Annotated in this window: 7 protein-coding genes; 6 read left to right on the forward strand and 1 reads right to left on the reverse strand. The window is 62.8% G+C overall.

Translation table 11 applies throughout. The features are described 5' to 3' along the window. Positions 1 to 13: 13 nt before the first annotated feature. A complete protein-coding gene (locus tag ASD69_RS10720) occupies positions 14 to 1993 on the reverse strand; it encodes a UvrD-helicase domain-containing protein (protein ID WP_056177658.1) in 1980 nt (659 codons plus the stop codon). A gap of 133 nt (positions 1994 to 2126) precedes the next feature. On the opposite strand from ASD69_RS10720, the gene ASD69_RS10725 reads away from it, so the two are divergent. The 6 genes from ASD69_RS10725 (at position 2127) to ASD69_RS21895 (ending at position 13133) form a co-directional block, all read left to right on the forward strand. Continuing rightward, positions 2127 to 2930, forward strand: coding sequence for a sel1 repeat family protein (locus ASD69_RS10725; protein ID WP_056177660.1), 804 nt, complete (start codon positions 2127 to 2129; stop codon positions 2928 to 2930). Between the two features lie 422 nt (positions 2931 to 3352). Then, entirely contained in the window at positions 3353 to 4102 is a 750-nt protein-coding gene (locus ASD69_RS10730) for a sel1 repeat family protein (RefSeq protein ID WP_056177662.1), read from the forward strand. A 253-nt stretch (positions 4103 to 4355) separates the two neighbouring features. Next, positions 4356 to 4976 carry a thymidine kinase gene (locus tag ASD69_RS10735; RefSeq protein ID WP_056177664.1) on the forward strand — a complete coding sequence of 207 codons (621 nt, stop codon included), beginning with the start codon at positions 4356 to 4358 and terminating at the stop codon, positions 4974 to 4976. A 4432-nt stretch (positions 4977 to 9408) separates the two neighbouring features. Further along, on the forward strand, positions 9409 to 10458 hold the full coding sequence (locus tag ASD69_RS22705) for an RHS repeat-associated core domain-containing protein (RefSeq protein WP_082576521.1): 1050 nt from the start codon (positions 9409 to 9411) through the stop codon (positions 10456 to 10458). A gap of 864 nt (positions 10459 to 11322) precedes the next feature. Continuing rightward, positions 11323 to 11817, forward strand: coding sequence for a hypothetical protein (locus ASD69_RS21890; protein ID WP_157499149.1), 495 nt, complete (start codon positions 11323 to 11325; stop codon positions 11815 to 11817). Positions 11818 to 12800: 983 nt separating this feature from the next. Further along, positions 12801 to 13133: a hypothetical protein gene (locus ASD69_RS21895; RefSeq protein ID WP_157499150.1), complete on the forward strand. Its 333-nt coding sequence runs from the start codon at positions 12801 to 12803 to the stop codon at positions 13131 to 13133. Positions 13134 to 13288: the final 155 nt, after the last annotated feature.

Raw genomic sequence — 13288 nt, forward strand, 5'->3', positions numbered from 1 at the left:
GATGCTGCGCGGCTCAGCCTTCCAGCAGCGCCTTGATCGCGGCGAAGCCGGCGCTGGCGCGCTCCTGCTTGCGCGCCGCGTCGGCGACCGGGTCGGCGCCGTCACGCTGCAACTCGCCCACCGGCAGCTCCTCGATGAAGCGGCTGGGCTGCAGGCGGATGCGATCGCCCCAGCGCTGGGTCTCGCGCGAGTGCGACAGGTACAGGGCCTCCTTGGCGCGGGTGATGCCCACGTACATCAGGCGGCGTTCCTCGTCCAGGCGGCCTTCCTCGATGCTGGCCTCGTGCGGCAGATTGCCTTCCTCGACGCCGACGATGAACACGTAGCGGAATTCCAGGCCCTTGGCGCCATGCAGGCTCATCAGGCGCACCTGGTTGCCGGCCTCGCCCTTGTCGGCGTGCGACAGCAGGGCCAGCTGCGCGGCCAGTTCGCCCGGGCCGGCGCCTTTGCCGCCGTCGAACCAGTCCGACAGTTCCTCCAGGTTCTGCTTGCGACGCTGGAAGCTGGCCTCGTCCTTGCATTGGGCGCGGATCGCCGCCAGCAGACCGCTGCGCTCGCCCAACACGCGCACCAGTTCGGCCGGACTGATGCGCTGGGCTTCGCCGCGCAGCGAACGCACGATGTTGACGAAACCGTCCAGCGCGTTGGCCGCGCGCGGCGGCAGCTGCTTGAGCGCGCCCACCGATTCGGCCGCGCGCGACATCGGCATGTGCGCCTGCTGCGCCAGCTCGGCGAGCTTGGCCAGCGTGGTCGCGCCGACTTCGCGCTTGGGCGAGGTGACCGCGCGCAGGAACGCGGCGTCGTCGTCGGGATTGGCGATCAGGCGCAGCCAGGACAGCGCATCCTTGACCTCGTGGCGCTCCAGGAACGCGGTGCCGCCGCTGAGGTGGTAGGGCACGCGCAGCAACTGCAGCGCTTTTTCCAGCGCGCGGCTTTGATGGTTGCCGCGGAACAGGATGCAGAAGTCGCTCCAGGGCGCGCTGTGCTTCTGGGCCAGGAAGTGGATCTCGCTGGCGACCTTCTCGGCCTCGTGGGCGCTGTCGCGGCATTCCCAGACCCGGATCCGCTCGCCGTCGGCCTGCTCGCTCCACAGCGTCTTGGGGTGCTCGTGCGGATTGTTCGCGATCAGGGTGTTGGCCGCGCGCAGCACGCGGTTGCTGCAGCGGTAGTTCTGCTCCAGCTTGACGATCTCCAGGGTCGGATAGTCCTTGCCCAACTCCAGCAGATTGTCGGGATTGGCGCCGCGCCAGGCATAGATCGACTGGTCGTCGTCGCCCACGCAGGTGAACAGGCCGCGCGTGCCTGCCAGGCACTTGAGCAGGCGGTACTGGGCGTCGTTGGTGTCCTGGCACTCGTCCACCAGCAGGTAGCCGATGCGCTCGCGCCAGGCCAGCTGCAGCTCTTCGTCGGCTTCCAGCATCTGCACCGGCAGGCGGATCAGATCGTCGAAGTCGACCGCATTGAAGGTGCTCAGGCGCTGCTGGTAGCGCTGGTACAGCAGCGCGGCCTCCATCTCGCGCGGGCTGGCGGCCAGGTTCAGCGCCTCCTCGGGCGAGAGGCCGGCGTTCTTGGCGCGCGAGATCAGGTTGCGCATGTTGTCCAGCACGTCGGGCTTGCTGCCGGGCGGCAGCAGGTCCTTGATCTGGGCGGCGGAGTCGTCGCTGTCGAACACGCTGAAGCCGCGCCGCAGCCCGGCCTTGGCGTGGTCGATCTGCAGGAAGCGCAGGCCCAGGGCGTGGAAGGTGCAGATGGTCAGGCCTTCCGCGGCGTCGCCCTTGATGCGCTTGGCGACGCGCTCCTTCATTTCCTTGGCGGCCTTGTTGGTGAAGGTGATCGCCGCGATGCGCTTGGCCGGCATCCGCCCGGAGGCGATCAGGTGGGCGATCTTCTCGACGATCACGCGCGTCTTGCCGCTGCCCGCGCCGGCGAGCACGAGCAGGGGGCCGTCGGTGTGCAGGACGGCGGCGCGTTGGGGGGGATTGAGGCCGTGCATCGTTGTCATCTTTCGGCCGGTGGGCCGGTCTATCTAGCCCATGAGTTTACCCGCTTGGGCCGCCGAGACCGGCTACCCTGGTTTCCCTAGGCCCGTCCCCTGGACCCCCAGACCGTAAAAAGGAATTGATGTGATGCGTAAGACGATCCTGCTGTTGGCCCTGCTGCCGCTGTCCCTGGGGGCCATCGCGGCCGAGAAGAAGGCCGCGCCGCCGCCGGACCCGGTCGAAGACCCGTTGCTCATCACCGCGGGCTTCCTGACCCACCATCCCGACCTGAAGTACCGCATGCTGGGCATGGACGCGTACAAGGAGAAGCGTTTCGACGACGCGTTGCGTTATTTCCGTCGCGCCAGCTTCTTCGCCGACAAGCCCTCGCAAGGCATGGTCGCCGAGATGTACTGGAACGGCGAAGGCGCGCCGCAGGACCGCGCGCTGGCCTATGCCTGGATGGACCTGGCGGCCGAGCGCGGCTATGCCGGCTTCCTGGGTCTGCGCGAGCGCTACTGGAACGCGCTGAGCGCGGCCGAACGCGAACGCGCGACCAGCGAAGGCCAGGGCGTGTACGCCCGCTTCGGCGACGAGGCGGCCAAGCCGCGCTACGAATTCCAGCTGCGCACCGGCCGCCGCAACGTCACCGGCAGCCGCACCGGCTTTACCGGCAACCTGCAGATCCTGGTGCCCGGCCCGGCTGGCGAACAGTCGATCCCGGGTTCGAAGTTCTACGACGAGCGCTACTGGGACGCCAAGAAGTACTGGGCCTGGCAGGACAACGTGTGGATGAAGCCGGCGATCGGCCGCGTCGATGTCGGCGACGTCGAAGTGGTACGCGAAGGCGAGCCGCCCAAGGTCGATTCGCGCATTCCGGAAACCCGTCCGCAGGTCGACGCTCCGGTGCCGGAAGTGCCCGAGGAACCGGCGCCTAAGCCCACGCCGTAAACCGTTCCGCCGCCGCGCCGACGGTGAGTCGGCGCGGCAGCGCGAAAAGCGCGTGGCAGGCAGGGATTTGCCTCGGCGCCGCTGTCGAACCTGCCGGCACAGACGCAGCCGCGGCGACTACCGCAATCAGCCCGTGGCCATCAATGACGCACCGGTCCACGGCGCCTTCGCGGTCGGCGCCGGCCGCCCATGCCGCAGCGGCCACGCTGGGCTCTACGGCAAACAACGCGACCTACATCGGCTTAACGCGCACTGGAAGGAACTGGACCGCTAACCCGACCAGGGCGCGGTCGAGGTCGGCGCACCGCGAAAGGTGCGCAATCCGTCGGAACGTCAGCCCGGCGGTGGCGATACACTGCGGCGAGATCGCCGTCCGTCTTGTCATCGCTGCGTCGCGAGCCCCTATCCACAAGGAGCCGTAGATGAAAGTCCGCCCCTTGTTGTTGTTCTGCCTTCTGCCCCTGGTCGCCGTGGCCGCGCCGGTCGCGCAGGAGCGCGAGCGCGCCACCAATCTCGATATCTACCAAGCCGCGATCCTGCAATCGGCGGGGCATCCGAACGAACTGCATCGCTGGCACGGCATCTGGGCTTACGACAACGGCCGCTACGACGAAGCGATCAAGCAGTTCCGGCACGCCGCGCGCTACGCCGACAAGTACTCGCAGCACTTTCTGAGCATGATGTATTGGTTCGGCGAAGGCGCGCCGTCCGACCGCGTGCTGGCCTACGTCTGGGCCGACCTGGCGGCCGAGCGCGGCGACAACCCCGAACTGCTGGCGATGCGCGAGAAGATCTGGGAATCGCTGACGCCGGAGCAGCAGGTGGCCGTCGCCGTGCAGGGCGAGAGCTACTACGCCCGCTATGGCGATACGACCGCGCTGCCGCGGATCAACTCGCACATCCGCCACTTCGCCCGCAATCAAACCGGCAGCCGCGTCGGCGCCCAGACCGCGCGCCTGGAGGTGAGCCTGGGCCGGCCCGACATCTGGGCCAGCGGAGGCGGCAGCGCTGTCTCGACCCAGGCCATGCGCGGGGTCAGCCCCGGCGAGTTCTACGGCCCGCACCGCACCCGCACCGACGCCTACTGGAAGGACCAGGGCCTGCTACTGCGCACCCTGACCGGCCAGGTCGAGGTCGGCGAGGCCAAGAAGGTCGAGACGCCGGCGGATTGAGGGTTCGTTGAGAGCCAATCCCACTTGACCCCGGATTTTCCAGAGGGGGGAAGGCACGGCCACGATCGACCCCTGCGTCACCTCTCCCTTGCCCTCGGTTCCCCCCTTTGAAAAAGGGGGGGGTTAGGGGGATTTGCTCTGCGCTCACCGAACTACCCAGCAGCAGGAAAGATCCCTACGCCCCTCCCACAAGCACGCCACCGCCCCACCGCGCAATCTCGGAACTTGCGCCGCGGATGCCTACACTAGGCGCATGGCCAAGCTCTATTTCTACTACTCGGCGATGAACGCCGGTAAGACCACCACCCTGCTGCAGTCCGCGCACAACTACCGTGAACGCGGCATGCGCGTGGCGATCCTGACCCCGCGCCTGGACCACCGCGCCGGCAGCGGCACCGTGGCCTCGCGTATCGGCCTGAAGGCCGACGGCATCGGCTTCGGCCACGACCAGGACCTGGAGGCGCTGATCCGCGCCGACATCGCCGCCCACGGCGCGCTGCATTGCGTGCTGGTCGACGAAGCCCAGTTCATGACCCGCTCGCAGGTCTGGCAGCTCAGCGAAGTGGTCGACCAACTGCGCATCCCGGTGCTGTGCTACGGCCTGCGCACCGATTTCCGCGGCGAACTGTTCGAAGGCAGCCAGTACCTGCTGGCCTGGGCCGACGAGCTGACCGAGATCAAGACCATCTGCCACAGCGGCAAGAAGGCCACCATGACCGTGCGCGTGGACGAACGCGGCCGCGCGGTGCTGGACGGTCCCCAGGTCGAAATCGGCGGCAACGACCGCTACGTCTCGGTCTCGCGCGCGGAGTACAAGCGGGTGATGCGCGGCGAGGGGACGATCGAGCCGTTGCAGGCGTGGTTGCCGTTGTAGGGCTGTGTGGCAGCCGTATGAAAGGTCGGCGGCACATCTGTAAGGCATATTTTCCACGCGAGTTGCGCAACTTCGTCACTCGAAACGCGCGCTCGTCCGATCGTGTCGTCGCAATGTTTGCGAGCGCTCTGTTCTAGCCTTCAGACTATCGTCAGGGGAGCCGGTCGCGCCGGCTTGAGTTCAAGCGCAAGAGTCCACGCCGGTCTGCTCGGCGAGAGTATCCACGATATGCAATCCCGTTCCGACCCGATAGGCGCAGTCGCCGCTGCCGCCGCCGTTTCGTTTCACTCTGTCGCGCCGTCTAGTGCCATCGGAAATCGCGCCATGTCGTTACTACTGCGCGGTGTTCTAGCGCTATTCTTGTTCGCCGCCGGTTCTATGGCTATGGCACAGGAAGCTGCGCCATGGCAGGAGTACGACCAGGCGATCAAGGCTTCGCAGGAGGTGTCCGCACTGAGCTCCGGCATGTTCGGGGAGAACATCAGCGGCTACGACGGCTCCACGTACTTCCGCACGGTCGACATCGACCTCCCCGGGAACAATTCGCTGCCGGTTCGGTTGGGGCGACGCCATGTCGTTGAAGATCGGTTTGGCCGTAATTACCTCGGGGGCTTCGGCAACTGGGAAGTCGAGGTTCCCTACATCGAGGGCACATTCGCCAGCCCTTGGGGTTGGACCGTTGCAAACCCGACGTCGCCTCAGCGGTTCTCGCGGTGCTCGATCCCCTCCGAGCCGTACATCAACCATACGAACTTCACGTCCGATGAGGTGTGGAGCGGCTATCACCTGTATCTCCCGGGCAGAGGGGAGCAGAATCTGCTCAAGTGGGTGCCAAGCACATACAAAGCGCCTGCCGATGGTGTCGTTTATCCATGGACCACCCGTGACCTGGGGCGCCTGAGTTGCCTGTCTGCGATACAGAACGGCTACGCGGGAGAGGGCTTCATGCTTCTGACGCCGGATGGCGTGAAGTATCGATTCGATTGGGCGGTGGAACGCTCAATGCGCAGTCTTCGCAAGGCTAACGGGTTCGAGTATGTCCTGCCGCGTAAGCGTGTCTATCTGCTCGCGACTCGTATCGAAGACAGGTTCGGAAACTGGGTTAACTACGCCTACTCCGGAGACAAGCTTACGGGCATCACCAGCAGTGACGGTCGCGCGATTTCCCTCGCCTATCAAGGGGACAAGATCGTAACGGCCACCGCTGCCGGGAAGTCCTGGGCTTATACCTATGTCGGCGTTGGCCTGTATCAGGTCACGCAGCCCGACGGCTCGCGCTGGAGCTATGGCAGCTCGGGCGAGTTGCGCGCCAATTACGACGATCCGGACATGCTGGAAGTCAACGACTTCAAGCCCACCTGCGATTCGTCGACGATGGGCAACGGTCACTATGAGTACGTGGTCACGCACCCCAGTGGTGCCCAAGGCAAGTTCGTTTTCGACTTGAACCGGCACTATCGGGTCCATGTGCCGTTCCGCTGCACATTGGACATTGTTCGCAACTCCACAGGCACCTCCAGCACTCATGTGCAGGAAATGACCCTGACGGATCCTGATATCTATAATCAGGCTATCAAAGACGGCCACTCCGACAGCTACGCAACGGCCATCTCCTCCTACAAGACCTTCGTGCGGGTTGCCAGCGCGCCGACCACCTTGGGCAGCGGTGAAACGGGGCATGACAGGCTGTTGGTGCCCAACTATTTCGAGAACTTCTCCCTGACTAACTCGACCGTGTCTGGCCCAGGTGTTTCTGCGCTGGTCACGCAGTACGAGTACGGAAGGGTCTGGCCGCTCGGCTTCTGCGGGCGAACACCGGAAACGCCTCAGTGCATCGGAAACCGATGCGTTCCCGCGTCGCCGGATTGCCCGGGACTGACATCGAAGTGGAATACAACGACGTTGCCGGACGGCAGAAAGTTGCGCCAACGCTTCGGCGTTGCCTATGAGAAGAACGAAGGTTACTTAATCGAGACCAGGGAACTGGACGCGGCCGGCGTGACGCTGCGTACGACCTTGAACGACTATGTTCCCGACGATGAGCTGGCAACGCAGGCCTTCTCGTCGAAAATCGGTTTGAGCCTGACCCAGGAAAGAATGGGGGCGCGGATTCAGCCTGTTACCCGCACCACCATCAGCCAGGATGGCGTGAGCTACAGCAACGCAGTCAACGCATTCGATGAGTTCGCTCGCCCGAAGACGGTGACGCGTTCGAGCAACATCGGCCAAGGCTATGCGCGCACCGACGCCACGACATTCCACGACAACCTGTCAAAGTGGGTGCTGGGCCAGATCGCCTCGGTATCCAGCGGCGTCACCATTCCTACCTCGGCCACGTATGACCCCGTCACCGCCTTGCCCACGGATTTCTATACGTTCGGTATCCGCAAGCAGACCCTGACCTACAACGCCGACGGCACCGTCGCCACGGTCAAGGACGCCAACAACAACATCACTACCCTGTCGAGCTGGAAGCGCGGCATTCCGCAGACCATCCAGCACCCGGCCACGCCCGAATCGCCCTCGGGCAGTACGCAGACCGCCCAGGTCAACGACAGCGGCTGGATCGACTGGGTGGCCGACGAGAACGGCTACAAGACCAGCTATGGCTACGACGCCATGGGCCGCGTGTCCTCGATCGCCTATCCCGTCGGCGACAGCGTCAACTGGAACACGCTCACGCGTGCGTTCGTGCAGGTGAATCAAGCCGAGATGGGCATCCCCGCCGGCCATTGGCGCCAGTCCACCGTCCAGGGCAACTACGAGAAGCAGACCTTCTACGACGCCCTATGGCGCCCGGTCGTGCAGTACGAGCGCGACGTCACCAATAACGACCAGACCTATCGCATCACCCTGAGCGCTTACGATCACGAAGGCCGGCAGACCTTCGCCTCGTATCCGCGCAATCCGTACGCGGACGGCAATTGGGCGATCGATACCGGCACCTGGACTCAGTACGACGCGCTCGGCCGCGTGACCAAGCTCGAGCAGGACTCCGAGCTGGGCAAGCTCACCACCACCACCGCCTATTCGACGGGCGGCGACATCGTGGTCACCGACCCGCGCGGCCAGCAGACACGCACTCGTTACGCGGCCTGGGACCAGCCGACCACCGACTATCCGATCGAGATCATCCAGCCGGCCGGGGTCACCACCGTCATCGATCGCGACCCGGCCAATTTCCTGCGGCCCAAGTCGGTGTTGCGCTCGGGCACCTACGCCGGCCAGCCCGTGCAGGCGCTGCGCAAGTACTACTACGACGGCGCCAATCGCCTGTGCCGCACCGACGAGCCCGAGACCGGCTCGACGGTCATGGGCTACGACAACAACGACAACCCGAACTGGTCGGCCGCGGGCCTGTCGGGCCTGAACGGGGTCGACTGCGACCACGCGGCGGCCTATAACGCCGGCCGTACCGTCACCCGCAGCTACGACGCGCGCAACCGCCTCACCCAGCTCAGCTTCCCCGACGGCCTGGGCAATCAGACCTGGACTTACACCCCGGACGGCCTGCCGGCCACCATCACCACCTACAACGGCTACAACAGCACCTGGCCGTGGGTGAACGCCTACCACTACAACAAGCGGCGCTTGCTCGACGGCCAAGGCGACAGTATCAGCCAGCCCGGCTGGTACACCTGGTCGCTGGGCTACGGCTACGACCGCAATGGCCACTTGTCGGTGCAGACCTATCCGACGGGTCTGGCGGTGACCTATGCGCCCAACGCCCTGGGCCAGCCGACGCAGGTGGCCACCACGCCCACCAGCACCACCCAGGGCACCTACGCCTCCGGCGTCAGCTACTACCCCAACGGCTCGATCAAGCAGTTCACCTACGGCAACGGCGTGGTTCACACCATGTCGCAGAACGCCCGTCAGCTGCCGGATACGGTCAGCGACATCGGCGTGGCCGGTTACACCTACACCTACGACAAGAATGGGAACACGACGCAGATCGTCGACAACGGCCAAGGTGCCAACTTCAATCGATACCTGAGCTATGACGGCCTGGACCGCCTGACGTCGGCCGGCTCGGCGATGTTCGGCGGCAGCACGCACTACATCAACTACGCCTACGACCCGATCGACAACCTGCGCAGCGTCAGCCATCCGGGCGTGCGCGAGCACACCTACTGGTACGACGCCAAGAACCGCCTGACCAATGTTCAGAACGCCGGCGGCGCCACCGTCACCGGCCTGGGCTACGACGNCGGGCGTGCGCGAGCACACCTACTGGTACGACGCCAAGAACCGCCTGACCAATGTTCAGAACGCCGGCGGCGCCACCGTCACCGGCCTGGGCTACGACGTCCAGGGCAACCTCAACAACAAGAATGGGCAGGGCTACGAGTTCAGTTACGGCAACCGCCTGCGTGCAGTGACGGGTAAAGAGAGCTACGCCTACGACGGCCTGGGTCGTCGCGTGCAGACCATGCAGGCCGACGGCACGGTGCGGCTGTTCCAGTACAGCCAGGCCGGGCAGTACCTGTTCGGCTACACGCAAGCCACCGCCGGCGCACAGACCACCCACGAGAACGTCTACCTGGGTGGCAGCCTGATCGCGACCATCGACCACAACTGGCCGAGCAACACGGTCATCGCGACCAAGTACCACCACACCGATGCGCTAGGTAGCCCGGTGGCGACGACCAACACCAGCGGCGCGTTGATCGAACGGACGAACTACGAGCCCTATGGCAGCCCGATCAACAAGACCGTCAACGGCATCGGCTACACCGGCCACGTGATGGATGGGGCGACCGGGCTGACGTATATGCAGCAGCGGTATTACGATCCGACGTTGGGGCGGTTTCTGAGCGTTGATCCGGTGACCGTGTATGCCGGCGGTCAGCGATACTTCAATCGTTACCACTATGCGGGCGGGAATCCTTATCGGTTTGTTGACCTGGACGGTAGGAGCATTTGGACCAAGCTACTCAAGTACGCGAAAAATGGCGGCAATCTGGCTCAGACGGTTGCTGGTCTAAAGGAGGACTTCAAAACAGCGTCCAACTCCAGCGTTCCCTTTCCCCAAAGGGCATTAGCGGGGATGTCAATGGCAAGTGAGATCGCCCCTGTTAGCGCAGGAGATGTCAAGGATGCTGGCAAAGCCGTCATAGGACTGATACGCAGAGGAGATCGAGCGGCGGAACGATTGCCAGATTCCACGTTGGTCTGTAGAGGCGGTGCGTGTACTGCCGACAGGTTTAGGAACGGGTCAGGGGTGACAATAGATGGTAATGGGAACCTCCAGGGCGTCTCAGTAAACAGCGCCCCGGGAAAATCCGTTGCTGAGCTATCAGAGGGGATACCCAACGGACAGGTGGGCGTCACAACTGTCGGAGATATACGCAAGGCAGGCGGTGATGTAGTTCCGTCGCCACGTGGAGCGCGAAATCCGGATCACTGCACAATGTGTGGGATAACTCCGGAGAAGGCCGAGGAGTTGTTCACGCCGACGGTTCGAAATCCCAATAGGTAGGAGAAAAATATGAGTGGGTATGAATGGTTGAGGGCAATTGAAGAAAGGGCAAGCTCTGCGACGCCCGGGCCCTGGATATCGTTCGTTGAGGGAAGGGACTTTGTCAGCGGTTCGAGCTTTATACGCACTGCTGGTAATGACATTGAGCTAAGCGGGGCAACTACGGCCGATCAAGATTTTATCGCCCATGCCAGGCAAGATATCCTTCTGCTTGTTCAGGAGATTAAAAGGCTGTCGCTTCTTGCGGATGCTTCGGGCGCGTAAGGCACTGCGGAAACGAGGTTAGAACAACAGGGTGGAGTACTTTTTTAAAAGCGGCGACACCTCCAGTTAACTAGGTCTTCTGCCGATAGCTGCGATGCAGTTCGTCGCGCATCCCGCACCTTGAACACCCCTGGTCCGGTTGCCCGGAGTGACGCGGCATGTGATTCAGCGTGACGACGGCCGCGAAGCTTGGCTTTCAAGGAAGTGGATTTCATGCGACGTCTGCAGGAACTACGCGAGGGATCGCGTAAGTGTGGGCAGATTGGCGGGCGATTGGAATGTGTGTCGTGCGACCAGAGCTCGTTTTAACTGACTCCGCCCGGGCATGATGAAATACGGGCCAGAGTGGAGTACCCGGGGTTTTTCGGACGAGCGCTCCGGGCAGCGCGGTGCCTCTTAGGCACTTGCGTCGCGATCCAGCAGGCCCGCCGCGACAGCGGAACGGGAACAGGGGTCAGAGTGCAGTTCTGGTGAAGATTTCATGGCGCACGCAATTGGCGGAGCTTCTCGTGACTTTTCAAATATGGGGGCGGCCGTCGGGCAAATGCTGAATCGCCTAGGCCCTCTCACAGAGAAAGAAGCCACGGAGGCACTGAAGCCATGATTAAGTCAATTCTCTTTGTGGCATGCCTTGCTACTTCTACTGTTGGTTGTGTTCGAGAGCCGGAAGTAAGCGTGGCGACCAATTTGAAGAAAAATCTTACGTATTCAAACGGCGATGCCACTTTCGATATCGACAAGGAGGTTGTGGAAGCCCGCAAATCCTCCGGATTTGAAGTTATTGCGTTCGTAACGGCGCACGATAAGACGGGCACGCTTAAGTGCACTCCGATTGAGGAGGCCGAAGCGAGGACGTCGGTATGGCTGGATCCACTAAAGAATCCGTGGGTCAAATTGCATGATCGGGCCAAAATTTCATATGCCCGTGCTGGGGGTGAATTGATTGTTGCAATCGATGATCTCAAGATTTCGCGCTGCGAAATTGGAGTGCGCTTGGATACTTGGCTTCATGTGCACTTTGATGCTTTGCCAAAACCCTGGCATTGGTCCGGTGACGGCATGTTTGGCTTAGATGTTTCTCTTCCGAATGAATGACGGCCGTGCGGCGGGTCGGCATTTCGTTGCTGACCTGCCCCAGCAGCCGTACAGTGATTACTGATAGATCCCGGCGTTGAAGGATCCAGAAGCAAGCGAAGAAACAAGGACGCCCATAGTTGGGGAACCGAGAAACAAGGACATCCATAGTTGTGGCGGCAACCGCTGCCACCGCTAAGCCTGCGACCCGATCGACAACCTGCGCAGCGTCAGCCATCCGGGCGTGCGCGAGCACACCTACTGGTACGACGCCAAGAACCGCCTGACCAATGTTCAGAACGNCGACCCGATCGACAACCTGCGCAGCGTCAGCCATCCGGGCGTGCGCGAGCACACCTACTGGTACGACGCCAAGAACCGCCTGACCAATGTTCAGAACGCCGGCGGCGCCACCGTCACCGGCCTGGGCTACGACTTCCAGGGCAACCTCAACAACAAGAACGGGCAGGGCTACGAGTTCAGTTACGGCAACCGCCTGCGTGCCGTGACCGGTAAGGAGAGCTACGCCTACGACGGCCTGGGCCGTCGCGTGCAGACCATGCAGGCCGACGGCACGGTGCGCCTGTTCCAGTACAGCCAGCCCGGGCAGTACCTGTTCGGCTACACGCAGACCACCGCCGGCGCACAGACCACCCACGAGAACGTCTACCTGGGCGGCAGCCTGATCGCGACCATCGACCACAACTGGCCGAGCAACACGGTCATCGCGACCAAGTACCACCACACCGACGCGCTAGGCAGCCCGGTGGCGACGACGAACGCCAGCGGCGCGGTGATCGAGCGTACGAACTACGAGCCCTATGGCAGCCCGATCAACAAGACGGTCAACGGCATCGGCTACACCGGCCACGTGATGGATGGGGCGACCGGGCTGACGTATATGCAGCAGCGGTATTACGATCTGAAGTTCAATCCGAAAATGTCAATCCGGATGAGCCGCGCGTCGCGTTTGAACCCAATGGACAGTGATAGGGAAAGCGATGATGAATGCCGAAATATTGAGTTCTGAAACGAATCTAACCATAGTCCGCTTGCCCACAAGGAGGTCGCCGGCAATTTGCCTGCATGGAGACACGCTGATTTCCTTGGCTAGCATCGCAAATGACAACGCGAAGCTATGGATACAGAATATCGATAATCCACAGTTTCCTGATGAACTGCTTGATGAAGTGGTCTACTTGAACAATGTGCTTGCCCAGATGGTCGAGCACTACAACGAGCAATGCGCACGAGGAGCCTTAGGTGAAACTCTGCCGCTGCAAGCCGATGGAATTGGTGTCATTCATTTCGAAGATGAAGATGAAGCGCCCAAGTAGCCCGTTCAGAGCTTTTTTGTTCGTAGATAAAGGATCACCATTTCGGCGTCAAAATTTTAGGTCGGAGAACAATTGGCTGGCCCACAAGCAACATGTCCGCCGAAGGCTGCCGGAATAGGGGTCAGAGTGCAGTTCTGACTGGCGGCCGCGCCTTA

The organism is Lysobacter sp. Root604, assembly GCF_001427505.1.
In the GTDB taxonomy this organism is placed as follows: Bacteria; Pseudomonadota; Gammaproteobacteria; order Xanthomonadales; family Xanthomonadaceae; genus Lysobacter.

Bases quoted from the DNA above. Each gene is read 5' to 3' on its own strand.
- ASD69_RS10720 (WP_056177658.1), bottom strand. From the start codon at position 1,993: ATGCACGGCCTCAATCCCCCCCAACGCGCCGCCGTCCTGCACACCGAC.
- ASD69_RS10725 (WP_056177660.1), top strand. From the start codon at position 2,127: ATGCGTAAGACGATCCTGCTGTTGGCCCTGCTGCCGCTGTCCCTGGGG.
- ASD69_RS10730 (WP_056177662.1), top strand. From the start codon at position 3,353: ATGAAAGTCCGCCCCTTGTTGTTGTTCTGCCTTCTGCCCCTGGTCGCC.
- ASD69_RS10735 (WP_056177664.1), top strand. From the start codon at position 4,356: ATGGCCAAGCTCTATTTCTACTACTCGGCGATGAACGCCGGTAAGACC.
- ASD69_RS22705 (WP_082576521.1), top strand. From the start codon at position 9,409: ATGCAGGCCGACGGCACGGTGCGGCTGTTCCAGTACAGCCAGGCCGGG.
- ASD69_RS21890 (WP_157499149.1), top strand. From the start codon at position 11,323: ATGATTAAGTCAATTCTCTTTGTGGCATGCCTTGCTACTTCTACTGTT.
- ASD69_RS21895 (WP_157499150.1), top strand. From the start codon at position 12,801: ATGAATGCCGAAATATTGAGTTCTGAAACGAATCTAACCATAGTCCGC.